Here is a 23,550-nt window from a genome sequence, read left to right as displayed (position 1 = left end):
AAGGCATGTCTAGAGTTTGTGATTTAACTGGAAAAATGGCAATGACAGGTTTTAATGTTTCTCACTCGAACGTTAAAACTAAACGTAAGTTTTATCCCAACTTACAACTTCAGAAATTTTATATTCCTGAGGAAGATCGTTGGATAACATTGAAGGTATCTACTTCAGCTATCAAAACCATCAATAAAATTGGTATTACAGAAGCGATCAGTCGTTTCGTGAAAAAAGGATATTTGTAAATAACATTGGTTGATGTGAATCAACCTTAATAGTATATAAAATGGCAAAAAAAGGTAACAGAGTACAAGTTATTCTAGAGTGTACAGAGCATAAGACTAGCGGCATGCCTGGTATGTCTAGATATATCTCTACTAAAAACCGTAAAAACACTACTGAGCGTTTAGAATTAAAAAAATTCAATCCGGTATTGAGAAAAGTAACGGTTCACAAAGAAATTAAGTAATATCATTTAGTATATAACTAAATATAATTCTATTAAAACATGGCAAAAAAGGTAGTTGCTACCCTTAAAACGGGTACTGGAAAAGAATATTCGAAAGTTATTACAATGACTAAATCACCTAAAGGTGCTTATTCTTTCAAAGAAGTTATTGTTCACAACGATCACGTTAAAGATGCTATTTCTGCATCTAAAAAATAATTTTAATATTTTATAATATTAAAGCCGTCCCTTTTTACCGGGAGGGCTTTTTTTGTTTTGTTATACATTCGTATGGGTTTATTTGATTTTTTCAAGAAAAAAGAAACTGCACCAGAAGCGCAAGAGGCTCTGGATAAGGGATTAGAAAAAACTAAAGAAGGCTTTTTCAGTAAAATCACCAAAGCTGTTGCTGGTAAATCTACCATTGATGATGATGTACTAGACAACCTTGAGGAAGTATTGGTTACTTCTGATGTTGGGGTAAGTACAACCTTAAAAATTATTGATCGTGTAGAGCAACGTGTAAGCAAAGACAAATACCTATCTACCTCCGAACTAAATCACCTGCTTCGTGACGAGATTCAATTATTACTAGCCGAAAACAACAGTAATGATTTCCGTAAATTTGAATACGGACAACAACATAAACCTTATGTGATTATGGTAGTTGGCGTAAATGGTGTCGGTAAAACTACCACCATTGGAAAGCTTGCTCATAAACTAAAGGCCGAAAACCTTAAAGTAGTCCTGGGCGCGGCTGATACATTTAGAGCAGCGGCCGTAGAACAGATCAAACTATGGGGAGAACGCGTAGGTGTACGTGTGGTTGCACAGGCAATGGGCTCAGATCCTGCTTCTGTAGCTTTCGACACCTTACAGTCTGCTGTAGCTAATGGCGAGGATGTAGTAATCATTGATACTGCTGGCCGTTTACACAACAAAATCGGTTTGATGAACGAGCTTGGCAAAATCAAAAATGTAATGGAAAAAGTAGTCCCTTCGGCACCACATGAAATATTGTTGGTTCTGGACGGATCTACAGGACAAAATGCTTTTGAACAATGTAAACAGTTTACCGAAGCAACTGATGTGAATGCATTAGCTATTACCAAACTGGACGGCACCGCTAAAGGTGGCGTAGTTATCGGCATTTCCGATCAATTTAAAATACCAGTAAAATACATAGGCGTTGGCGAAGGCATGAATGACCTGCAACTATTTGATAAAAAAGCATTCGTTGACAGCTTATTTAAATAAGCATAGAATAAATAAAAAAGAATACCCCCAATATAAAACATGAATACAAAAACCACTTCTAAGATAATCCCAGTAAAAAAACCTAAAATCAATGTTATTACTTTAGGCTGTTCCAAAAACACCTATGATTCTGAGGTTTTAATGGGACAACTACGCGGCAATAGCATGGATGTGGTTCATGAAGACAATAAAATGGGTAAAGATGATATCGTTGTCATCAATACTTGTGGTTTTATTGACAATGCAAAACAGGAATCTATTGATACCATCTTACAATACAGTCAGTTAAAAGAAGAAGGAAAAGTTGGGAAAGTATACGTAACAGGATGCCTATCTGAACGCTACAAGCCGGAACTGGAAGCTGAAATTACAAATGTAGATGCATACTTTGGTACTAATGATTTAAACAACTTATTACATTCACTGGGTGCGAATTATAAACATGAACTGATTGGTGAGCGTCTGCTTACTACTCCTTCTCATTTTGCATATTTTAAAATTGCAGAAGGTTGTAACCGTCCCTGCTCATTTTGTGCCATTCCATTAATGCGTGGTAAACACGTTTCGCGTGATATGCAGGAATTGGTAAATGAAGCGAAGATACTTGCAGCAGGTGGCACCAAAGAACTGATATTAATTGCCCAGGATCTTACTTACTATGGATTGGATATCTACGGAAAACGTAATTTAGATGAGTTGTTACGCCGCCTATCTGATGTAAATGGTATAGAATGGATCAGACTTCAATATGCTTATCCTTCTGGTTTCCCTATGGAAATTTTAGATGCCATGAACGAACGTGAAAACATTTGCAAGTATCTTGATATGCCTTTACAACATATAACTGATAATATGTTGAAGTCTATGAGACGTGGTATTACCAAACAAAAAACCATAGATATAGTAAATCAGATCAGAGATAAAGTACCTGGTATTGCTATGCGTACCACTTTAATCTGCGGTTATCCTGGTGAAACAGAACAGGATTTTGAAGAGATGATGAGCTGGGTTGAAGAAACCCGTTTTGACAGGCTTGGTTGTTTTACTTATTCTCATGAAGAGAAAACACATGCACATAGTCTTATAGATGATGTACCTGATGAAGTTAAACAAGAACGTGTTGATGCAATTATGGAATTGCAACAAGGTATTTCTTTCGACATTAACCAGGAAAAAGTGGGTCAGACCTACAAAGTTCTGGTCGACAGAAAAGAAGGTGACTTCTTTATCGGACGTACAGAATTCGATTCTCCTGAAGTTGATAATGAAGTCTTAATTGATGCCAGTACAGGTTATGCTGCTAACGGAAGCTTTGTTAAGGTTAAAATAGATAGAGCTGAAGACTTTGATCTATATGGACAGATTGTAAAATAAAAGCTGCGAATTAAGATTTATAGTTTATTACTTTAAATTCGTACCAATGCAGGCAAAATACATCTCTTATCAAGAAACGAATGCTTTCTCTGCCGTTGTACTGGATTACATCAGTGGAAAAGACCAATTAAAGTCTTTTTATAAATATACTCCCGATTTTAATGGCTTCGGTGAAGCCATTAAAAATAGGAAATTCAATGCAGACCGAACTGTGTTGGTAAATACTTTACAACGCCAGTATGCCAATGTAAAGACAACCCCAATGGTAACCGAGCATATCAAACGTCTTGGAGATAGCCGTACATTTACCATCACCACAGGCCACCAACTTAATATTTTCACAGGCCCTCTCTATTTTATTTATAAGATAGTGACAGCTATAAATCTGGCCAGAGAGTTAAAACAAAAATTTCCAGATTGTAACTTTGTTCCCGTTTATTGGATGGCAACTGAAGATCATGATTTCGAAGAGATCAATCATGTGAAAGTTGAAGACAGGCTCTTGACCTGGAACAAGCCTGCTGCTGGTGCGACTGGTCGATTGGCCACAAAAGATATTATTGAGACCCTTACTGCTTATAAAGGTTATCTTGGTATTGGTACAAAAGGCCTTATGCTATCCAGATTAGTGGAAGCTGCCTATACCAATAATAACAGATTGAGCGATGCTACACGTGAACTGGTTGATGCCTTATTTGGCGAATACGGATTAGTTTGTATTGATGCCGATGATCCTCTATTAAAAAAACAATTCTCTGAAGTAATATTTCAAGATATTACTGAGCAAAATAGCTTTAAGTTCATTTCGGAAAGCAATACAAAACTGGAAGAACTTGGTCATAAACCACAGGTAAATCCCAGAGAAATTAACTTCTTTTACATGACCGATAATCTGCGTGAACGTATAGTGGAAAAAGATGGCCGCTATAAAGTAATGCATACAGAAATTAGTTTCGGGAAAGAAGAACTTCAAACTGAAATCAATAATTTTCCAGAAAGGTTTAGTCCAAATGTAGTCATGCGCCCGATATATCAGGAAGTAATCTTACCAAACCTTGCTTATATCGGTGGGGGGGCTGAAGTGACTTACTGGTTGCAATTGAAATCGAACTTTGACCATTATAAAATTGATTTCCCCGTATTATTATTGCGTAATTCTGCAATGGTAATTGATAGAAGAAGTGAATTAAGAATGCAAATTCTTGGAATTAGTCATAAAGACCTATTTGCTAAAACCGAAACTTTAAAAAATGAATGGGTACGTGCTCATGTTAATTTGCATTTGTCTTTAAATGATGAAGAAAGAGCCATTAATGCTGTATTCGATCAGATTAAGCTAAATGCATATAAGATCGACAAAACGCTTTCTCAGTCAACTGACGCCGCTAAAAACAAGGCGCTGAAATTGATTGCCAGCTTAGAGAAAAAAATGTTGAGAGCTGAAAAGCGTAAACATAAAACCTCCCTGGCACAAATAGAAAGCCTGAAAGAAAAGCTCTTCCCAACAGGTGTCCTACAGGAAAGAGTTCTAAATATTGCACCCATGTATATTTTATATGGCGACGAGTTTATTGATTCCTTAGTCGCATTCTTTAAACCCCTGGATCACCAGTTTACTATATTATTTGACTGATTACCATGAAATTTCACACATTTACTGAAAACAATCTGCGTCATTTTACTGAAAATGTCTTCTTAATAATGGGTTGTCCCGAAGCAGATGCAAAACTTGCAGCTGATGTTTTGTTACGTTCTGACTTAAGAGGTATTGATTCTCATGGTGTAGCTCGTTTAAGTGGATATGTGAGGCTATGGGAGAAGAAAAGAATTAATCCAGTACCAGTGGTAAAAGTCGTTCATGAAACAGCTACAACGGCTACGGTAGACGGTGATGCTGGACTAGGGTTAGTTGTCGCTCCTTTTGCAATGAAAGTTGCAATAGAAAAAGCCAAAACTTATGGAAGCGGATGGGTTTCAGTGAAAAACTCTAACCATTTTGGTATCGCGGGTTATCATGCGTTATTAGCTGTAGAACAAGATATGATCGGAATAAGCATGACCAATGCAAGTCCATTGGTAGCCCCTACTTATTCAAGCGAAAGATTATTAGGGACTAACCCAATGTGTTATGCCTTTCCTGCAGGTAAATATCCACCTGTGGTGGTCGACATGGCAACTGCAGCTGCCGCAAATGGTAAACTTGAAATTGCACAAAGGGCCAATCATCCTGTTCCAGAAGGCTGGGTACAAGATTCGGCTGGGAATAATTCAACAAATCCACATCAACTGAAAGAAGGTGGCTCATTACTACCTTTAGGAAGTGATAAAGACCACGGAAGTCATAAAGGATATGGATTAGGTGCTACTGTTGATATTTTATCGGCGGTATTATCTGGTGCCAATTACGGACCCTGGGTCCCTCCTTTTGTCGCCTTCCTTGAACCACCAACTGATCCTGTTGGTGAAGGTATCGGTCACTTTTTTGGTGCGATGCGCGTAGACGGATTCCGTCCTGCACAGGACTTCAAAGATCACCTGGATAACTGGGTTGAGCGTTTTAAAAGTTCAAAAACTGTAGATCCAGAAAAAAGGGTAGTTATTCCGGGTGAACCAGAATATGAATTCGAAAACGAGCGCAAAAAAAACGGCATCCCTTTAATTGATGCCGTTGTAAATGATTTAAATGATCTTGCCCTTAAATTAGGCATTGCAGGTTTGTCTTAATGAATGCCACTAAGTAGCCTGCTCCATCTGATTTTACTAAAAAACTTCTTGTTAGTATCGTAACTCATCCAGATGAATAATGCTTTTCCGACAATATGATCTTCAGGTACAAACCCCCAATATCTTGAATCTAAAGAGCGATGTCTATTGTCACCCATCATCCAATAATAGTCCATTTTAAAGGTATAACTGTCGGCAGGTTTACCGTTAATCAACCATCCACTTCCTGATTTTTCCAGTTTATTCCCTTCATAAATTCGGATGCTTCTTTCATAAAGTGGCATGGTCGCACTATCCAATTTAACTGTCCAACCTTTCTTAGGAATAATGATTGGTCCAAAGTTATCTACATTCCAGTTTCTATTTTTATCAAAAGGAAAGATATCACCTTCACGTTCCCCTGGAACAGCAGTACTTTCTTTAACAGATTGTACAAAGTCAAGTTTTTTAACTTCTGCCATTAACTCTTCTGTACCATTAAATTCATATACGTTCTGAGTCATCGTACTTCTGATATCTTCAGCGATGTTAAAACCTAAATCTTCAAATACAGCTGGATTAAAGTCTGCAGTTTTAAACACTACATCATAACTGATTTCACCAGTATTTTTCAACTTTTCAGGCTTTCCATTTACAGAAACCAATCCATTGCTCATCGTAATGGTATCACCTGCAATGGCTATGCAACGTTTGATATAGTTTTCCCTTTTATCTACCGGTCTGCTCACAATCGTATACCTGCTGTTAATAGCCTGCCAGCCTTCGGCTCTTACCATCATATAATAATCCGCATCCTGCTGCTCCAGTGCTACGGTATCACCTTGTGGATAATTGAAAACAACAACATCATTCCTCTTGATCTCAGATAATCCCGGTAATCTACGGAAATCCCATTTAACTCCTTCCCAATATGCTTTTGTGCCTGTTATGGGCATAGTATGATGTGCGAAAGGAAACGCTACTGGCGTCATCGGTATCCTTGCACCATAATTCACTTTACTTACGAACAAGAAATCCCCCACTAACAACGATTTTTCCATTGATGCTGTAGGGATGGTATAAGCTTCAATAAAGAACACTCTTATAATTGTTGCGGCAATTACGGCAAAGATAATAGCATCAACCCATTCCCTGGTACGTGACTTTTTCTTCTTTGGCTTATCATCCTTGCTTTCTGTATTTTTTTGCCAGAATTTCCAATTCATATTCTACTATTTAAAATTAAATATATCAGCTATATTATAAAAGCCTTGTTTATTATTCAACCACTCTGCAGCAACTACAGCACCAAGTGCAAAGCCAGAACGGTTGTGTGCAGTATGCTTTAACTCTATTTCATCCACTTCAGAGCTGTATAAAACAGTATGCGTACCTGGCACATTCTCAATTCTGTGAGATTCAATCAGTAACTGTTCCTTTTTTACAACATCTTCAAATGGCGTACCTACTAATTCATTTACCCATTCATCTTTTCTGTCCAGCTGTTCAATAATCTCCTCTGCAAGTGTCATTGCCGTACCACTTGGTGAATCTAGTTTTTGCGTATGGTGTATTTCTTCAACCTGCACTTCGTAAGCAGGGAAATCGTTCATCAATTTCGCCATCATCTTACTGATATGAAAAAACAAGTTAACCCCTATACTAAAGTTTGATCCATAAAGCAAGGTATTGTTACGACTCAGACAATCGTTTTTCACTTGTTGCAATTCTCCATACCATCCTGTTGTACCTACTACTACAGGCAGATTTGCATCAAAGCAAGCATAAATATTACTTAAAGCTGCATCAGGTGCACTAAAGTCTATCGCAATATCAGCTTTAGAAAGATTCGCTGTTGTCAAATCTGCGGTATTGTCGATGCTTATTTTCAAGACAATCTCATGGCCTCTTTCCAGCGCAAACCGTTCAATGATCTGCCCCATTTTACCATAACCAAGTAAAGCTATTTTCATTTAGTTTGAATTTATTTTTTGGTGATGAAGCTTGCCATGCAGACTTCATTTAGTTTAGTTTATTTTTAAAAAGTAATTGCAATCTTCATTCCCGGAGCAATTGAATGATAACCATACATCTGATTAGCATTCATTAAATCCGGTCTTATTTTTATCCTTGTTACATCACCCACATCAAAATTTGCCAGACGGGCATCGATGTAAGCTTCTATAATATTAAGTAAATATAATCCTGCATAAGAGAAAATAATCACCTGTTTATTTCTTCTGTAAATATCTTTGGCAGAAATCAGGCGGTCAACCGGAGAGTTTGCATACAAACTTCCTGGAGGAGATGCTCCACCATTCTGAGTTCTGTATTCCAGTTCATGGACAAAAATATCGTATTGTTTAGAGTTGTCTATGTATGAAATGGTCAAAAAAGCAGCTCCAGTGTATATCCCTGCTACTTTTAAGCCTCTGTACAGATTAAAGCCATTTCTGATTTGTCCAAGTCCAGGTAACATTGCTGACCTGATCATTGCTCTTCGTCCAGCTATTTTACCTTGATTTACATAAGGTTTAACAGAGTCTGTAGCTACGCTATCTTTTTTCATGGTCACTTTTTCCTGAGCCCTTGCGTTGGCAAAAGTAAAGAACAAGCAAACCGACAATAGCAATACCTTATACATTACCAATCTAATAACTCTAAAATCCTATTCAGGTCATCATCAGACATAAATGGAATTTCGATAGCTCCTTTGCCATTATCACCAACCTTCAATTTCACTTTAGTAGCAAATTTAGAAGCAAGATCTTTCTGTAGTTTTTGATATTCAAAAGGTACAGACTTAGATTTCAGCTGAAACTTAGGTTTTACTTCTACACTATTGATACTCCTTACCAGTTCCTCTACCTTTCTAACAGAAAGTCCCTTATCAATAATTTCCTGATGAATAAACAGCTGTTTTTCTTCCTGTTCAACATTGATTAATGCACGTGCATGCCCCATCGATATTTTCTGATCACGAATAGAAATCTGTATTACCGGAGGTAATTTAAGCAAGCGCAGATAATTGGTTACTGTAGTACGGTTTTTCCCTACCCTTTCACCTAACTGTTCCTGTTTTAAATTACATTCATCAAGCATACGTTGAAAACTCAGTGCTACCTCAATCGCGTTAAGGTTTTCACGTTGTATATTTTCAATAAGTGCCATTTCCAGCATCTGCTGATCATTTGCACTACGTACATATGCAGGTATCTGAGTTAATCCGGCTAATTTAGAAGCTCTTAATCTACGTTCACCAGATATTAGTTGATAATGATTTACACCTTGTTTCCTAACCGTAATCGGCTGAATAAGGCCTTGCACTTTAATAGACTCCGATAATTCATTTAAGGCCACCTGATCAAATTCGGTTCGGGGCTGATATGGATTGGTTTCTATTTCAGAAATGTTAATTAATCCGATACTATTATTGTTACCCTGGCTGCTTTCCTGCCTTGTTTCACTTACCGGGTTAACCTCACTTCTAGGCGTATTAACGGATTCGCTATCATCCAAAAGCGCACTTAATCCTCTACCTAAACCTGTTTTTCGCTGAAAAGATGTCATTAAAAAATAATTAAATAATTGCCGTATTTACATCCTGCACTTCTTTTACCAATCCGTTTTTACGGACGATTTCACGTGCCAGGTTCAGATAATTGATAGCTCCTTTACAGTTTGCATCATGCATAATTACAGATACACCATAACTAGGGGCCTCGCTTAAGCGGGTATTTCGTTGAATAATAGTTTCAAATACAAGTTCCTGGAAATGTGTTTTAACTTCCTCAACTACCTGGTTTGACAAGCGTAAACGCACATCATACATGGTTAGTAAAATACCTTCAATTTCTAGCTCAGGATTTAAACGATTTTGAACAATTTTAATTGTGTTCAGCAATTTACCCAATCCTTCTAGTGCAAAATACTCGCACTGAACAGGGATGATTACAGAATCCGCAGCAGTTAAGGCATTAATGGTAATTAAACCCAAGGACGGTGAACAATCAATGATGATAAAATCATACTGATCTTTGATTTTCTCCATCACCGCTTTCATCTTATACTCTCTGTTGGTGAGGTTAATCATTTCGATCTCCGCTCCTACCAGATCAATATGTGCAGGCAACAGATCCAGATTAGGGGTTTCTGTTTTTTGTATGGCATCCATCGGTTCAATATCATTGATGATACATTCGTAGATGCTGTTTTTAATATTTCGTGGGTCAAAACCAATACCAGATGTTGAGTTGGCCTGAGGGTCTGCGTCGACCAGTAAAGTCCTGTATTCCAGTACAGCTAAACTTGCGGCTAAGTTTATAGATGAAGTCGTTTTACCTACACCACCCTTTTGATTTGCCAATGCAATAATTTTACTCATTTATCTTTTTAATAATTACGAATTATTTACTTAAGGCTTATTTTACATTGAAGTAAATCTATAAAAAATGCTATTTTTGTATCGTTTTAGGCATATTTTAACGATTAGCTAAGATACAAACTAAATGGCAAAACTAGCACTAATGATTTAAGTGTTTTACACATCTTATTAACAATTTCCGCATGATAACTATCGTATCAGGGACAAACAGACCTGCGAGTAATACCTTAAAAGTCGCAAAATATTATCAAAAAACACTGGCAGAAAAAGGGTTACAAACACATCTTTTTAACCTTGAAGATCTTCCTGAAAGTTTGATTGCTACCGATCTTTATGGCAAAAGAAGTCCAGAGTTCGAGCCAATTCAACAAATGATTGCCAATACAAGTAAATTTCTTTTCATCATTCCGGAGTATAACGGCAGTTTTCCAGGTGTCTTAAAAACATTCATTGATGCCTGCAATTTCCCTGAAAGCTTTTACGATAAAAAAGCAGCACTTGTTGGTGTATCATCTGGAAAATATGGCAATATCCGCGGAATAGATCATTTTGGTGGTGTTTGCAGTTACCTTCACCTACATGTACTCCCCTTAAGAATTCATATTTCGGCTATTAAAACCGAATTAGATGAAAATGGAGACCTGCTTAAGGAGGATACTATAAAATTCACCAACCAGCAGATGGACAAATTTATTGTGTTTTAAAACTCAACCAGTCTATCCCTTCGTTTCCAAATACAAAAAAACCAGGATAAAGCATTTCTGCAATATCTTCAAGGGCAGTTACCAGATCTTCAGCATCTGCGGTATCCAAATCCTGGCCATTCATTAAATAAACCCTGTTAAATTCTACTGCGGGCCAGCTTTTATCTAATAATGGAGGTACAATTCCCATCAATTCGAGCATGGTTTTACCCTTTTCCATATAGATCACCACTTTTGCAGAATGGGTAAAATCATACAATATGCCTCCTGCACTTAAGATAACCTCTTCCAATGCATAATTCAATTTATTATTGGTATCCAGACAGGCCACAGGAACCTTGTCCATAAATTTTATTTTATGTTCGATTATATCCTTACGATCCTGAAGTTGTTCCCTCACAACTTCATCCTTAACTTTATTTATAACCGAGTTTAAAAAAGACATATCAATTTATTTATTACTTTGTACAAAATTACTATTCCTGTAGCGATACGCCGTATGATAAACAATATTTTTTATGTCCTGTTGATTTTAACGTTTTTATCCTGTAAAAACAATTCATCCGACGCTGAAAAAAAAGTGTTTAACATGAATCTGGATCAAAATGTAACTTCTCTTGACCCAGCTTTTGCACGCAATCAAAATGCAATATGGATGATGAACCAGATTTTCAACGGCCTTGTTCAGGTAGATAGCAATCTCAATCCACTCCCCTGCATTGCTAAAACCTGGCAAACTTCAGCAGATAATCTAACCTATACTTTTAATCTGCGCAATGATGTTTACTTTCATGACGATCCTATTTTCCCAAATGGAAAAGGTCGCAAAGTGGTTGCAGCAGACTTTAAATATAGTTTTTACCGCTTAATTGACCCTAAAGTTGCTTCTTCTGGTGGTTGGATTTTTAACGACAAAGTAAAAGACATTAATAGTTTCATTGCTGTAAACGACAGCACTTTCCAGGTTAAACTCTCTACCCCTTTTCCTGCATTTATAAATTTGCTGACTACACTCTACTGCGTGGTCGTACCACACGAAATTGTAGAACACTATGGCAAAGATTTCAGAAGCCATCCTATTGGCACTGGCCCTTTCAAGTTTAAATACTGGAAAGAAGACGAAATATTAGTGATGCTGAAGAATGAAAAATACTGGGAAAAAGAGGATGGGCATCAGCTACCCTACCTAGATGCGGTAAAGGTGACCTTCATTAGTGATAAGCAAAGTGCCTTTATGAATTTTATAAAAAAAGACCTGGATTATTTCGATAAGGTAGATGGCAGTTACCGGGATGATATTTTAACCAAAAGTGGTCGGATGACCAGTAAATACAAAGGGAAGTTCCATTTAAGAAAAGGTCCTTACTTATGCACAGAATATGTAGGGATATTGGTAGACACCGCTAAATCTATTGTTAAAACTTCTCCTTTAAGATTTAAAAAGGTTCGTCAAGCCATCAATTATGCAATAGATAAACCGAAGCTGATCAAATACTTAAGAAACAGCATAGGCATCCCAGCAACATCTGGGTTCATTCCACATGGTATGCCGGGATTTGATAGTGTTGCAGTTAAAGGTTATCATTACGACCCCGACAAAGCGATCAAATTACTTGCAGAAGCAGGTTTCCCTAATGGAAAAGGCATGCCTCAGATTACTCTAAGTACCTCTACGACCTACAAAGACTTGATTGAATTTATACAAGGAGAACTAAATGCCATAGGCATTAAAGTTAAAGTTGATGTAAGTCCGAATGCTAGCTTAAGAGATCTCATTGCTAAAAACAGCGTCAACTTCTTTAGAGGTTCGTGGATTGCCGATTACCCGGATGCAGAGAATTTCCTGGCTATGTTCTATTCTAAAAACAAGGTACCAAACGGCCCCAATTATACGGGTTATTTTAATGATGAATTTGACCGTTTATTCGAACAGAGTTATTATGAAAATGACAATCAAAAACGTTTTCTCCTTTACCAGAAAATGGACAGAATGATTGTAGAATATGCAAATGTAGTTCCCATTCTTTATGACCAGTCATTGGTCATGACCCAAAACAATATTAGCGGGTACTCACTTAATGCCTTAAACTTGATGGTACTAAAAACGGTTAAAAAGGACTAGCATTACTAAAAAGAGTTAATTACCTATTCCACCTCCAACACCTTGTTGCTGCTCATCTTTTTTTAAGTCATCATTATTTACACCTTTTTTCTTTTTAGGCTGTGCATTAAAGTTCATTTTACCAAACTTATAACTAAAATTAAGTCCAAAAGAACGCAAAGGATAGTGGATATCTGTAAATTGTATTGAATTTGCCGTACGATTTTCAGTCTTGATATTTAAGTCGCGATTAAAAGGATTAAGAACATTCAGACCGATTGTTGCTTTTTGCTTTAAGATCTCTTTTTTCACCGTTGCTCCATAAAAATACATCTTTTCTGTCCTGCCCTGGAAAGTTCTTTTCGGAGAGTTCAGCACTCCCCATATTTCAGTTGTCCATCCTTTAGGCAAAGCGTAAGCAGAACGTGCAAAAGCCGTATAATTTAAAAATGTACCCGTATTCAGATTATCTTCTTCATTGTTAACCTCATAGGTATTTAAGCCTAGATTAGTCATTAGAGTCCATTTTGGCTTAGGATTGTAAGAACCAAATATATTAAAACCATAAGACTGACTCGTTCCAACATTCCGGTAAGTGGTCAGGTTTTTACTTACTCCATCTTCAACAATTGGCTGTATCGCGCTTTCAATTACATTACCAGTAGTCCGATAAAATACAGAAGCATTAATTACCGAACCTTTAATGAAAGTCGAGTAACCTAACTCTATATTATCCGTTAACTCAGGAGATAGTTTAGGATTACCCTCCATTGGATTATAAACATCACTTTCATTTCTAAAAGGGTTCAAATAAAACAAACTGGGACGTTGAATCCGACGATTATAACTCAACTTAACTGTCGTCATTGGTTTTAGCGTTTTAGAAATCAACATACTCGGAAACAGGTTAAAATAATCGTTATCAAAGTTCAAACTATTTCCAGCCAAACCATTAATCTTAGTATACTCTGCTCTTAAGCCAGCCTTAACAGAGATCTTTTTAGTCAGCTTAAATCCCATTACACCATAGGCCGAAGCAACATTCTGATCATAATCAAAATCCTGTTGTTGCTGATCATAATCACTCACAATATTTCTAAAGATGCCTTTCACTCCGGTCTCAAGAATTGTAGTCTTACTAAAAGGATATGTATAATCACTTTGCACAGTATACTCGTTGTTTTTTCCTGTATTATGTCCACGTATAACGACATCGTCCGGAACCCCTACTGTACTAAATGTATTGCTAAAATCACTACCATTTCTTCCGGTTGACAATTGTGCAGAAACACTAAACTCTTCACCTTCTTTCTTACTAGTCTTTCTGTAATCCACATTCCAATCCAGGTTATTGAAACTCATATCCATGTCTCTTAAATTAACAGATGACACGCCATTACGAACAATGTCTGAACGACCAGGTCCTCCATTTGAAAAGCGATTCATTTTGACTGTAGTGCTAATGTTATGATAGGCATTAAAATCATAATCCAGACCAAGGCTCCCGTTATAGCCAACTCTTGACCATTTGGAAAAACCATCTTGCGTAGTTGTATTTGTGATCCCATCTACAATTGCACTATTATAATTGAAAACTTTAGAATTTTGAGGATAAGCTTGGTTCAATCCAAGACTTCCATTCAAGGCCAACCGACCTGTTTTAGCATTTAAGTTAAAGGCCCCATTATTAGAACGGGTACCCACAGTTGTATTAACGCTACCGCTTACACCCTCTGCAGTTTTCTTTTTAGTAATGATATTAATAATCCCACCAGAACCCTCTGCATCATATTTAGCCGAAGGACTTGTGATGACTTCTACACTTTTTATTTGCTCAGCAGGAATCATTTTTAAAGCATCAGCTACACTGTTAGCCATAGTCCCAGATGGTTTACCATTAATCAAAACCCTAACCGAACTACCACGAAGCTGTACATTACCATTGATATCAACAGAAAGCATTGGCACCTTTCGCATCACATCTGTTGCATCGCCACCTGCATTGGTTATATCCTGCTCCGCATTATAAACAAGCTTATCCACCTTATTTTCTATCAATGCTTTTTGTCCGGTAATTTCAACTTCTTTTAAATTACCAGCAACAGTACTCAGATAAATTACCCCTGCATTATAATCAGGTTTTTCAGGAGTTGTTTTCAGAAATATGGTTTTTGTCTTATACCCAATAAAACCAATTGATAGCTTATAATCATCTGGAGATACATTTTGTATCACTACTTTCCCTTTTGAATCAGTAACAGCACCATTTACAGATTTACCATCTTTCGTGTTAAATAATGAAACACTGACATAATCAATTGGTTTTTTAGTCAGTGAATCCATGATTACAGCAACAATACGTCCTTTAACTGTCGATTTTGAATTTCCTCCAAGAGAAAACTGTGCTTTTACACTAAAGAATGGTGTAACGACAAGAATTAAGACTGCAAAACGTTTTAGATGGCTTTTCATAATCAATTAGTTGTCTAAAAGTAGATAATGTTACAAATAATAGGAAAAAAAACGTTCTACTCACAGTCTGAAATCTTTTGCCAGAAAAAGGCAAAATCCTTCTAAGTCTGTTCGCAGAATGTATTTTTTCTTTCAAGCAGGATGTAAAGGCCTCCCAAAACAGCTACACTGGTATTTTATTTCATAACCTTCCTAAACTTACTGGGGCAAATGTAACGGAAAGAAATAAGCTTAAAGTTAAGAGAGGCTATGTCGTTATTAAAGCCATATAAAAATCAAACAAGAGCGAGGGTTTTATTCCTTAATCTTTGTTCAAGAAAGCCTTTAATGCATTAGAAATTGCCTGATGTGAAATCGTGCCATGATCTTCTTCTGGTAAATAGTCAAAATAAACAGTTACATTTTTACTTTTCCCTGCCTTTAGCTTTTCGGCCAGCAGATTGGCATCAACTTCCATCACATGGGGGATTGCTCCAGGCGTAAGACCTTCTTTACCAACACCAATATAAATACTGGTCTTAGGTGAGAAGTTCTCCTTTAACAGATCGGATGTCTGTTTTAATAAAGAAGCATCGTCCCACCACAAACTTGGACTAATGATGATATATTTATTGAACAATTCAGGTCTTTTCAGTAAAATCTCGGTAGTTAATAATCCGCCCAGCGACTGCCCAATAATCGTTTTTGAACTATTGGTCTTATAATTCTTTACTATAAACGGTTGCAGTTCCTTTTCTAGAAAAGCAATGAAACGATCAGAATGACCCGTTGTCGGAAATGCTTTCTTTTGCTCCTTTATATTTGTTGGATATGTAAAATCTCTTTTCCGATCAACCGTTGCAATACCTACTATTATAGATTTAGGTACCCTGTTGATCCAAGAGAAACTATTAAACTGATAAAGCCCCGCAACATGAACAAAATCCTCATCAGCTGATCCATCCAGTAAATAAACCACTGGATAAGTCGTCGTATCACTTTCTTTATATCCTTCCGGCAAGTATATATTTAATATCCTTCTTTCACCCAATTGTACAGAGTTAAGCTCATCAACTACACCCAATACAAAAGGCTTTAGTGATTCGATCCTTTTACTTGTCTCTTTTTTTTGCCCAAATGATAAAAAACTGATCATTAAAAGGTTTAAAGCTATCGCTATTTGTCTCATATTTTGAATAAAAAATGAAGTGGTAAAGATAAAGTCTTTAAGAACAGACACATATAAAATCCAAAATTAAAATGGCCAATTATACAATATAACTGGCCATCCTGCTGAAAGAAAAAATTACCTTCTCTGACGAGCATTGGAACTTTTGTCTTACTTCAAGACAAAAGATTCCCGCGAGGAAGAGAACGGTTATTTTTTTCTCTTTATTATAAAACGATATTTACAATCCTTCCCTTCACCACAATCATCTTTTTAGGAGTTTTGCCATCCAGGTACTTCTGGACATCCTCATTAGCAAGCACAAGTTCTTCGATCTCCTTAGCTTCCAAAGTAAGGCTAATACTCAGGTTAAGTCTTGTTTTACCATTAAGCGAAATCGGATAACTAAACTCATCCTCTACCAGATGCTCAGGGTTAAAAGTTGGATAAGGAGTATAAGATAAAGTACCCTTCTCATTACCTAACAACGACCAAAGTTCCTCACAAACATGTGGTGCATATGGAGAAAGTACAACAACAAGATCTTCCAGCACCTGACGGTTTTTACATTTCAGATCTGTTAGTTCATTCACTGCAATCATAAAGCTAGATACCGAAGTATTAAACGAGAAGCGCTCAACATCATCCTGTACCTTTTTAATGATCTTATGTAAAGCTTTCAATTCAGCTTTAGTCGGCACAGAATCATTCACATGGAAAGTCATCGCTTCATTATGGAACAAACGCCAGAACTTACGCAAGAACTTAAACACCCCTTCAATACCATTGGTATTCCAAGGTTTACTCTGCTCCAACGGCCCTAAGAACATTTCATACATTCTTAAAGTATCAGCGCCATAGCTTTCGATCAGCATATCTGGGTTTACTACATTGTAATAAGATTTAGACATTTTTTCAACCTCTACACCACAGATATATTTGCCATTTTCAAGAATAAACTCAGCATTTTCAAACTCTGGCCTGAATAACTTAAACTTAGCAATATCTAAAATCTCATTCTCTACTATATTTACGTCAACATGTAGCGCAGAAGTTTTATAATCCTTTCTTAAACCATAAGAAACCAATTTATTGGTACCTTTTCCCTCTTCATCAATAACACGGTAAACAAAGTTACTTCGACCTTGAATCATACCTTGGTTGATTAGCTTTTTGAAAGGCTCCTCCTCTTGTACATAACCTAAATCTTTAAGGAACTTGTTCCAAAAACGGCTATACAAAAGGTGACCAGTAGCATGTTCAGAGCCACCAATATAAAGATCAACATCTTTCCAGTAAGCAATTGCATCCTTTGAAGCGAAATCTGAATCATTTTTCGCATCCATATAACGATACCAATACCAGCTAGAACCAGCCCAACCAGGCATAGTACTTAACTCATATTCATATTGATCTTCATACTTCCAACCTTCAGCTCTACCCAATGGAGGTTCACCAGTTTCAGTAGGTAAATATTTATCAATCTCCGGCAACATCAAAGGCAATTCTTCCTCATTTACCAGATAAGGCAAACCATCTTTAAAATAAACAGGAATAGGCTCTCCCCAATAACGCTGGCGACCAAATATAGCATCGCGCATGCGGTAATTGATTTTAGCTCTACCTACTTCTTTTTCCTCCAGCCAGGCATTTAAAGTTGCCGTAGCTTCAGTATAATTCATTCCGTTTATAAAACCAGAATTGATGTATTTTCCTTCTTTAGTTGCATCAGCCTGGTTTTCGATATCCTGCTGAGCATCTAAAATCTGTGTGATAGGCAAGTTAAAATGACGAGCAAATAACCAGTCGCGCTGATCGCCACTAGGTACCCCCATAACAGCACCAGTACCATAACCAGCAAGTACGTAATCAGCAATCCAAAGCTGGATACGTTCGCCACTCACCGGGTTAATCACATAGCTACCCGTAAAAGCACCCGATACCGTTTTGGTATCAGCCATACGATCCAATTCAGATTTCTTTTTAGTTTGAGCAATATAATTATTGATGTCATTTTGCTGTGCAGCTGTAGTTACCTGTGCAACCAGTTCATGCTCTGGCGCCAAGACCAGGTATGAAACACCAAATATCGTATCCACACGAGTGGTAAAAACTTCAATATAATCCTGACTAAGACCAGCAATCTCTTCAGAAGGTTCAATAGCAAACCTTACACTAGCTCCTACACTTTTACCAATCCAGTTACGTTGCATTTCTTTAACAGGCTCAGGCCAGTCGATGGTGTTTAAACCTTGCAATAATCTTTCAGCATAAGCAGAGATACGCATGCTCCATTGCATCATTTTCTTCTGCTCAACCGGATGTCCGCCACGCTCAGAGAAACCATCTTTCACCTCATCATTGGCCAATACTGTACCTAAAGCAGCACACCAGTTAACTGTACTTTCTTTCAAATAGGTTAAGCGGTATTTTAAAAGCTCTTCTTGCTTTTCTTCCTCGGTCATAGTCGCCCAATCGCTCGGCATAAAGCTTTTGGTATCCTCATCACAAACAGCTTTTACATCTGCAGAACCTGCAGCATTAAACTTTTCGATCAAGGTACTGATATCTTCCGCCCGATCATTTTCCAGGTTGTACCAAGAATTGAACAACTGCATAAAGATCCATTGTGTCCATTTGTAATACTCAGGATCACTGGTACGTACTTCTCTGCTCCAATCAAAAGAGAAACCGATACCATCCAATTGTTTACGGTATGTATTGATATTCGCTTCTGTGGTTAAAGCAGGATGCTGACCAGTTTGAATGGCATACTGCTCTGCGGGCAAGCCGAAAGAATCGTATCCCATAGGATGAAGTACATTAAAACCTTTCAGTCTTTTGTACCTTGAAAATATATCAGAAGCAATATAGCCAAGTGGGTGTCCAACATGTAAACCTGCTCCCGAAGGATATGGAAACATGTCCAGCACATAAAACTTAGGTTTTGCAGAATCAGTTTCTGCCTTAAACGTTTGATTCTGAGCCCAGAACTTCTGCCACTTTTGCTCTATTTCTTTAAATTGGTAATCCATTAATGCTATTCCTTTTATAGCGCGAAAATAATGAAATAAAGATGGTTAGCGAAACGGTTTGATAAAATATAAGGAAATGGAGGAATGTGCTAAGCAAAAAAACGTTTAATTGCTAACAACAATTCAGATTTCTAAATTAATGATGAACTTTGGAAAGTCTAATCCAAACAGAAGGGCTTTTATTTTTCCAAATATGCGTAGTTCGAAAAATCAAAGCAAACTTCAGGTACAACCTGAAATCACTCAGACTAAACAATCCAACAAAAAATGTACTTGTGGCGCTGCCTCGTCCAAACCAAAACTTCCGGCAGCAATGCGGCGGATCAAAATTCAACAAAAATTTGTTGCACAAGTAAGATCACATTCAACAGTGCCAGTTATAATGCTTACTGGCAAATGGTTGGAAAAACTAGGTTTTGATTATGACAACCATGTAATTGTTATGGAAAAGAAAGGACAACTAATATTAATCTTAAAGCCTGATTGATACAGCCCTTAGCTTTTTACTAAAATACACTTACAAAAGTTAATTCTCGATTTGCAAATTGCGAATAGAAAATTAACTTGCTCATCGACATCTTTAATATTCTGCAAAAACAAATATCATAAATACAAATCTAACATAAAATTCCCATAGTCAAGGGAACTTGTCTATAAAAATAGAATCTAAATTTTACTAAAATAAGAATACTTGATCTTGCCAAACAAGAAATGGCGTGGAGTTTTGTTTTCTGGCGCATTGTAAATACTATGACGACCTGAAATAAAGTAAGCAACAATACACGCGATCCCCACATATATTCCACATGAAACTCCAAAAAGTTCCAATGCCATAATGCAACACGCGATTGGTGTTTTGGCCGCACCAGCGAAAACAGCTACAAAACCCATTCCCGCTAATAGACCCACTGGCAATGGCAAAAACAAAGACAAGGCACTACCCAAAGTTGCACCAATAAAAAACAAGGGAGTAACCTCTCCTCCTTTAAAACCAGCCCCCAATGTAAGAGCCGTTAATAAAATTTTCCATGCAAAATCCTGACTTTGCGAAGCGGCATCAAATGATTCAAGGATAGTTGGAATACCCAATCCGGCATATTTGTAATTATCTGGCAATAACAACAGCAGCAATACAATAACACCACCAATAAACGGCCTTAATGGTGCATAAGATATCATTTTAAACAAATGAGAAACACCTTCCGTTAGTCTGACAAACAAAATTGCAGCAACTCCAAATGCCACTCCGGCCATTCCGCAGTATATCAAACCTCTGAACGATAATGCTGGCACCATGTTAATGTTATAAGGAGTATGTCCAACACCCCATAATTCGGTTACGTATGCTCCAATAAATGCTGTAGCAGTCGCCGAAATGATTACTTTAAACGGTATTTTGGAAATTAAAAGTACCTCGAAGCCAAAAATGATCCCCGCCCATGGTGTTCCGAAAACTGAAGCGAATCCCGCACTTAAACCTGCAATAAGCAAAATGCTCCGGTCGGCCGTCTCTAATTTAAAAGGCTTGTGTAATTGGTCGGCCGTAGCCCCAGCCATTTGCAAAGCTGTACCTTCTCTACCTGCTGAGCCTCCAAAAAGGTGGGTTACAATCGTCCCTAAAAGAACAAGAGGGACCATTTTAAAGGGAATGATATCTTTTGGATTATGTACAGTATCAAACACAAGGTTATTACCTCGCTCTATTCCTTTCCCCTTATGGTGATATAAAAACCCGACAAATAATCCTGCAAAAGGTAGCAGGTAAAGCATCCATTGATGTTGATCTCGAAAGTTAGTAGCAAGATTCAAAGTGGCTAAAAATGCAGCAGATAAAGTACCAGCTGCAATACCGACGATCAGAATAATAATACCCCATTTCAATATCTCGCCAGCAAATGTTGTTGGTTTATCTTGTCTAATCATTTTTTTCCTGAGCAGTCCTTTGTGGTTCAGATATGGGCAAATATAATGGAATTTTACACGCGCAAAAAAACAAGGCTGCCTGGATTTTACTCCAAACAGCCCTGCGCTTCAATTGTTGGTAATATTTTACTTAGTAAGGTAATATTTCTCGGTAACTACTGGCGATGATCCTGTTACAGTACCATTGAATTCCAGTTTTTGTGCATTTATAGTTGTTATATGGCCAGAACGATCTTTACCACTATAATTAAACTTGATGTCATTACCCGCCAGCACATAATAAGTACCAATGGTATTAATTCCATCCAGACTCACAACCATTTCATTTTCGTCGTTTCTGCGAAATTCAAAATAATCCGATGCTTTTCCTGTATAAGTTACTGTTGCAGATCCTGCAACTGAAGTTTCAACTTTAGTAACCTGCCATTTACCAGCAATATCTACATGTGCACCTTTTTCTTTTTTACAAGCAGTAAAAGCTGAAACTATCAATAATAAGGCTAGAGTAATTTGTGTTTTCATTTAGGAGTGATTTTTTAAGTTTTCAATAAGAATTTTCTGAAACTATAACGCATGAAAAATTCATTTGGTACAAAAATGTTACACAAATTATGCCAGTAACGCGACTAGCTTCTCTCTTAACAGGCTTCTTTAACTATCAGAATGGCTTATAACTACAGGACAATAACTATATAACTACTATGTAAATACAGGGTAGCGGAACCCACTTATCATACTGTGATTAGACTGTAGTTATATTGTACTCATTATGGTAATTAAAGCCATGGATTCCGTCTATAATGCACTGCAGAAAATAAATACTCTTGAAAATACGTTGTAGCTTTGTACTTTAGTGGCTTATATTTTTTATTTTCGCAGAATACAAAAACAATTACATGGAAGAATTTGAAGTTAGTGACGCTTCTAAGAAGACAAAAACCATATACATTTCAACAATATTTAGCATCGCATTGGTTTTATTGATGCTGGGAATGTTGGGCTTGATATTGGTGCATGCAAAAAACCTTTCTAACTACGTAAAAGAAAATATTGTACTGAATATCATTGTAGATGAAGGTGCTAAAGAAACTGCTGTATTGCAATTTCAAAAAGAATTGAATGCCAATGTTGCCATTAAAAACACCATTTATGTTAATAAAGAAATGGCAGCCAGGAACTTAACCAACGATCTTGGTGAAGATTTTGTAAACTTTTTAGGTTACAACCCTTTACTTTCTACTATTGATGTTTATTTAAAAGCTGATTATGCAAACAATAAAAGCATAGACACATTAAAAGCAAATATCGCTAAAAACCCTATTGTAAAAGAGGTGATCTACCAAAGCTCACTGATTGATATGGTAAATAAAAACATCAATACCATTGGCATAATAATCCTTGGTTTTGCGGCAATATTATTAATCATTTCTATTGCTCTAATTAATAATACCATTAGATTGGCCATTTACTCTCAGCGGTTTCTGATTAAAAGTATGCAGCTTGTTGGCGCAACCAGAAACTTTATACGCAAACCATTTATTCTTATTGCGGTTTTACATGGTCTGATTGCTGCATTTATAGCAATTCTGATTCTCCTGGGTATTTTATTCTATGCTCAAAAAGAAATTCCAGAAATGATTATCTTAAGGAATTACACTGAGTTTGGAATAGTATTGGGAAGCCTTATTGGAATTGGCATCTTTATAACAGCCATCAGTACTTCTTTTGCTGTTAGCAAATATTTAAAATTGAAAATTTACGATCTTTATAGATAATGACTGAGAAAAAAACATCTCCTGTAAATCAGGATAGAAAAAGTGAACTGGTATTTACTAAAAAGAATTACCAACTGTTATTGATCAGCATTGCCATTGTTGTTTTTGGCTTTATTTTGATGATTGGAACAACCGACATTTACGATTTCAGAAAAACCTTACTTGCTCCTATGGTAGTTCTGTTTGGTTTCGGTTTCGGAGTTTACGCAATCTTAAAGAAATAAAGGGTACCT

The 23,550-nt window shown here is 36.9% G+C and carries 23 protein-coding genes; 12 read left to right on the top strand and 11 right to left on the bottom strand.

Annotated features, from left to right (window positions below; all coding sequences use genetic code 11):
• Positions 1-5: 5 nt before the first annotated feature.
• The 7 genes from rpmB to WC623_RS13750 all read left to right on the top strand — a co-directional run bounded on the left by rpmB (position 6) and on the right by WC623_RS13750 (position 5,797).
• Positions 6-239 carry a 50S ribosomal protein L28 gene (gene rpmB, locus WC623_RS13780; RefSeq protein ID WP_084289430.1) on the top strand — a complete coding sequence of 78 codons (234 nt, stop codon included), beginning with the start codon at positions 6-8 and terminating at the stop codon, positions 237-239.
• 41 nt (positions 240-280) lie between these two features.
• The gene (rpmG, locus tag WC623_RS13775) at positions 281-463 is read left to right on the top strand and encodes a 50S ribosomal protein L33 (RefSeq protein ID WP_015809322.1); all 183 of its coding nucleotides are present in this window, start codon (positions 281-283) and stop codon (positions 461-463) included.
• A 39-nt stretch (positions 464-502) separates the two neighbouring features.
• A complete protein-coding gene (locus WC623_RS13770) occupies positions 503-661 on the top strand; it encodes a DUF4295 domain-containing protein (protein ID WP_349785838.1) in 159 nt (52 codons plus the stop codon).
• 72 nt (positions 662-733) lie between these two features.
• Positions 734-1,699 (top strand): signal recognition particle-docking protein FtsY, encoded by a 966-nt coding sequence (gene ftsY / locus WC623_RS13765; protein WP_372851995.1) that lies wholly within the window; start codon positions 734-736, stop codon positions 1,697-1,699.
• A gap of 39 nt (positions 1,700-1,738) precedes the next feature.
• The gene (gene rimO / locus WC623_RS13760; protein ID WP_372851993.1) at positions 1,739-3,073 is read left to right on the top strand and encodes a 30S ribosomal protein S12 methylthiotransferase RimO; all 1,335 of its coding nucleotides are present in this window, start codon (positions 1,739-1,741) and stop codon (positions 3,071-3,073) included.
• A gap of 46 nt (positions 3,074-3,119) precedes the next feature.
• Complete coding sequence (bshC, locus tag WC623_RS13755) at positions 3,120-4,706, top strand: bacillithiol biosynthesis cysteine-adding enzyme BshC (protein WP_372851991.1); 1,587 nt, start codon at positions 3,120-3,122, stop codon at positions 4,704-4,706.
• Positions 4,707-4,711: 5 nt separating this feature from the next.
• Entirely contained in the window at positions 4,712-5,797 is a 1,086-nt protein-coding gene (locus tag WC623_RS13750) for an Ldh family oxidoreductase (protein WP_372851989.1), read from the top strand.
• Here the strand turns inward: WC623_RS13750 and lepB are convergent.
• From lepB to WC623_RS13725, 5 genes are all read right to left on the bottom strand, one after another.
• Positions 5,794-7,002, bottom strand: a complete 1,209-nt coding sequence (gene lepB, locus WC623_RS13745) for a signal peptidase I (protein ID WP_372851987.1) — start codon at positions 7,000-7,002, stop codon at positions 5,794-5,796. The two genes, WC623_RS13750 and lepB, sit on opposite strands and share 4 nt — an antisense overlap.
• A gap of 6 nt (positions 7,003-7,008) precedes the next feature.
• A complete protein-coding gene (gene dapB / locus WC623_RS13740; protein WP_372851985.1) occupies positions 7,009-7,749 on the bottom strand; it encodes a 4-hydroxy-tetrahydrodipicolinate reductase in 741 nt (246 codons plus the stop codon).
• A gap of 65 nt (positions 7,750-7,814) precedes the next feature.
• On the bottom strand, positions 7,815-8,420 hold the full coding sequence (locus tag WC623_RS13735; protein ID WP_372851983.1) for a DUF5683 domain-containing protein: 606 nt from the start codon (positions 8,418-8,420) through the stop codon (positions 7,815-7,817).
• Positions 8,420-9,346: a ParB/RepB/Spo0J family partition protein gene (locus WC623_RS13730; RefSeq protein WP_372851981.1), complete on the bottom strand. Its 927-nt coding sequence runs from the start codon at positions 9,344-9,346 to the stop codon at positions 8,420-8,422. The genes WC623_RS13735 and WC623_RS13730 overlap by 1 nt, the downstream gene beginning before the upstream one ends.
• A 10-nt stretch (positions 9,347-9,356) precedes the next feature.
• Positions 9,357-10,160 carry an AAA family ATPase gene (locus WC623_RS13725; RefSeq protein WP_349785854.1) on the bottom strand — a complete coding sequence of 268 codons (804 nt, stop codon included), beginning with the start codon at positions 10,158-10,160 and terminating at the stop codon, positions 9,357-9,359.
• 182 nt (positions 10,161-10,342) lie between these two features.
• On the opposite strand from WC623_RS13725, the gene WC623_RS13720 reads away from it, so the two are divergent.
• On the top strand, positions 10,343-10,864 hold the full coding sequence (locus WC623_RS13720) for an NADPH-dependent FMN reductase (RefSeq protein WP_372851978.1): 522 nt from the start codon (positions 10,343-10,345) through the stop codon (positions 10,862-10,864).
• Here WC623_RS13720 and WC623_RS13715 read toward each other — a convergent pair.
• On the bottom strand, positions 10,851-11,309 hold the full coding sequence (locus WC623_RS13715; protein ID WP_372851976.1) for a hypothetical protein: 459 nt from the start codon (positions 11,307-11,309) through the stop codon (positions 10,851-10,853). The two genes, WC623_RS13720 and WC623_RS13715, sit on opposite strands and share 14 nt — an antisense overlap.
• Positions 11,310-11,453: 144 nt before the next feature.
• On the opposite strand from WC623_RS13715, the gene WC623_RS13710 reads away from it, so the two are divergent.
• Positions 11,454-12,986, top strand: coding sequence for an ABC transporter substrate-binding protein (locus WC623_RS13710; RefSeq protein ID WP_372851974.1), 1,533 nt, complete (start codon positions 11,454-11,456; stop codon positions 12,984-12,986).
• A gap of 15 nt (positions 12,987-13,001) precedes the next feature.
• On the opposite strand, the gene WC623_RS13705 is transcribed toward WC623_RS13710, so the two are convergent.
• The 3 genes from WC623_RS13705 to leuS form a co-directional block, all read right to left on the bottom strand.
• Positions 13,002-15,437 carry a TonB-dependent receptor domain-containing protein gene (locus WC623_RS13705; protein ID WP_372851972.1) on the bottom strand — a complete coding sequence of 812 codons (2,436 nt, stop codon included), beginning with the start codon at positions 15,435-15,437 and terminating at the stop codon, positions 13,002-13,004.
• Positions 15,438-15,738: 301 nt separating this feature from the next.
• Positions 15,739-16,605 (bottom strand): alpha/beta hydrolase, encoded by an 867-nt coding sequence (locus WC623_RS13700; RefSeq protein ID WP_372851970.1) that lies wholly within the window; start codon positions 16,603-16,605, stop codon positions 15,739-15,741.
• A gap of 206 nt (positions 16,606-16,811) precedes the next feature.
• A complete protein-coding gene (gene leuS / locus WC623_RS13695; RefSeq protein ID WP_372851968.1) occupies positions 16,812-19,619 on the bottom strand; it encodes a leucine--tRNA ligase in 2,808 nt (935 codons plus the stop codon).
• Between the two features lie 139 nt (positions 19,620-19,758).
• On the opposite strand from leuS, the gene WC623_RS13690 reads away from it, so the two are divergent.
• On the top strand, positions 19,759-20,106 hold the full coding sequence (locus WC623_RS13690) for a SymE family type I addiction module toxin (RefSeq protein ID WP_372851966.1): 348 nt from the start codon (positions 19,759-19,761) through the stop codon (positions 20,104-20,106).
• A 179-nt stretch (positions 20,107-20,285) separates the two neighbouring features.
• Here WC623_RS13690 and WC623_RS13685 read toward each other — a convergent pair whose 3' ends face one another.
• Together WC623_RS13685 and WC623_RS13680 are read right to left on the bottom strand one after the other, a co-directional pair.
• Positions 20,286-21,542, bottom strand: coding sequence for a chloride channel protein (locus tag WC623_RS13685; RefSeq protein ID WP_372851964.1), 1,257 nt, complete (start codon positions 21,540-21,542; stop codon positions 20,286-20,288).
• Positions 21,543-21,668: 126 nt separating this feature from the next.
• Positions 21,669-22,064, bottom strand: a complete 396-nt coding sequence (locus tag WC623_RS13680; RefSeq protein ID WP_372851961.1) for a lipocalin family protein — start codon at positions 22,062-22,064, stop codon at positions 21,669-21,671.
• 374 nt (positions 22,065-22,438) lie between these two features.
• Between WC623_RS13680 and WC623_RS13675 the strand changes: the two genes are divergently transcribed.
• Complete coding sequence (locus WC623_RS13675) at positions 22,439-23,317, top strand: cell division protein FtsX (RefSeq protein WP_372851959.1); 879 nt, start codon at positions 22,439-22,441, stop codon at positions 23,315-23,317.
• Positions 23,317-23,541, top strand: a complete 225-nt coding sequence (locus WC623_RS13670; RefSeq protein WP_372851957.1) for a DUF3098 domain-containing protein — start codon at positions 23,317-23,319, stop codon at positions 23,539-23,541. Before WC623_RS13675 ends, WC623_RS13670 begins: the two co-directional genes overlap by 1 nt.
• Positions 23,542-23,550 lie beyond the last annotated feature (9 nt).

It is taken from the genome of Pedobacter sp., from assembly GCF_041645105.1.
Classification (GTDB): domain Bacteria; phylum Bacteroidota; class Bacteroidia; order Sphingobacteriales; family Sphingobacteriaceae; genus Pedobacter.
Note: the sequence above shows the minus strand (reverse complement) of the source record. Positions and strands in the feature narration are given on the sequence as shown.

What these genes read in the sequence shown, in the direction of transcription:
- rpmG (WP_015809322.1), top strand. Translation starts at nt 281, where the DNA reads ATGGCAAAAAAAGGTAACAGAGTACAAGTTATTCTAGAGTGTACAGAG.
- WC623_RS13710 (WP_372851974.1), top strand. Translation starts at nt 11,454, where the DNA reads ATGAATCTGGATCAAAATGTAACTTCTCTTGACCCAGCTTTTGCACGC.
- WC623_RS13700 (WP_372851970.1), bottom strand. Translation starts at nt 16,605, where the DNA reads ATGAGACAAATAGCGATAGCTTTAAACCTTTTAATGATCAGTTTTTTA.
- dapB (WP_372851985.1), bottom strand. Translation starts at nt 7,749, where the DNA reads ATGAAAATAGCTTTACTTGGTTATGGTAAAATGGGGCAGATCATTGAA.
- WC623_RS13705 (WP_372851972.1), bottom strand. Translation starts at nt 15,437, where the DNA reads ATGAAAAGCCATCTAAAACGTTTTGCAGTCTTAATTCTTGTCGTTACA.
- WC623_RS13750 (WP_372851989.1), top strand. Translation starts at nt 4,712, where the DNA reads ATGAAATTTCACACATTTACTGAAAACAATCTGCGTCATTTTACTGAA.
- rpmB (WP_084289430.1), top strand. Translation starts at nt 6, where the DNA reads ATGTCTAGAGTTTGTGATTTAACTGGAAAAATGGCAATGACAGGTTTT.
- WC623_RS13720 (WP_372851978.1), top strand. Translation starts at nt 10,343, where the DNA reads ATGATAACTATCGTATCAGGGACAAACAGACCTGCGAGTAATACCTTA.
- bshC (WP_372851991.1), top strand. Translation starts at nt 3,120, where the DNA reads ATGCAGGCAAAATACATCTCTTATCAAGAAACGAATGCTTTCTCTGCC.
- rimO (WP_372851993.1), top strand. Translation starts at nt 1,739, where the DNA reads ATGAATACAAAAACCACTTCTAAGATAATCCCAGTAAAAAAACCTAAA.
- ftsY (WP_372851995.1), top strand. Translation starts at nt 734, where the DNA reads ATGGGTTTATTTGATTTTTTCAAGAAAAAAGAAACTGCACCAGAAGCG.
- WC623_RS13725 (WP_349785854.1), bottom strand. Translation starts at nt 10,160, where the DNA reads ATGAGTAAAATTATTGCATTGGCAAATCAAAAGGGTGGTGTAGGTAAA.
- leuS (WP_372851968.1), bottom strand. Translation starts at nt 19,619, where the DNA reads ATGGATTACCAATTTAAAGAAATAGAGCAAAAGTGGCAGAAGTTCTGG.
- lepB (WP_372851987.1), bottom strand. Translation starts at nt 7,002, where the DNA reads ATGAATTGGAAATTCTGGCAAAAAAATACAGAAAGCAAGGATGATAAG.
- WC623_RS13715 (WP_372851976.1), bottom strand. Translation starts at nt 11,309, where the DNA reads ATGTCTTTTTTAAACTCGGTTATAAATAAAGTTAAGGATGAAGTTGTG.
- WC623_RS13670 (WP_372851957.1), top strand. Translation starts at nt 23,317, where the DNA reads ATGACTGAGAAAAAAACATCTCCTGTAAATCAGGATAGAAAAAGTGAA.
- WC623_RS13675 (WP_372851959.1), top strand. Translation starts at nt 22,439, where the DNA reads ATGGAAGAATTTGAAGTTAGTGACGCTTCTAAGAAGACAAAAACCATA.
- WC623_RS13680 (WP_372851961.1), bottom strand. Translation starts at nt 22,064, where the DNA reads ATGAAAACACAAATTACTCTAGCCTTATTATTGATAGTTTCAGCTTTT.
- WC623_RS13730 (WP_372851981.1), bottom strand. Translation starts at nt 9,346, where the DNA reads ATGACATCTTTTCAGCGAAAAACAGGTTTAGGTAGAGGATTAAGTGCG.
- WC623_RS13685 (WP_372851964.1), bottom strand. Translation starts at nt 21,542, where the DNA reads ATGATTAGACAAGATAAACCAACAACATTTGCTGGCGAGATATTGAAA.
- WC623_RS13770 (WP_349785838.1), top strand. Translation starts at nt 503, where the DNA reads ATGGCAAAAAAGGTAGTTGCTACCCTTAAAACGGGTACTGGAAAAGAA.
- WC623_RS13735 (WP_372851983.1), bottom strand. Translation starts at nt 8,420, where the DNA reads ATGTATAAGGTATTGCTATTGTCGGTTTGCTTGTTCTTTACTTTTGCC.
- WC623_RS13690 (WP_372851966.1), top strand. Translation starts at nt 19,759, where the DNA reads ATGATGAACTTTGGAAAGTCTAATCCAAACAGAAGGGCTTTTATTTTT.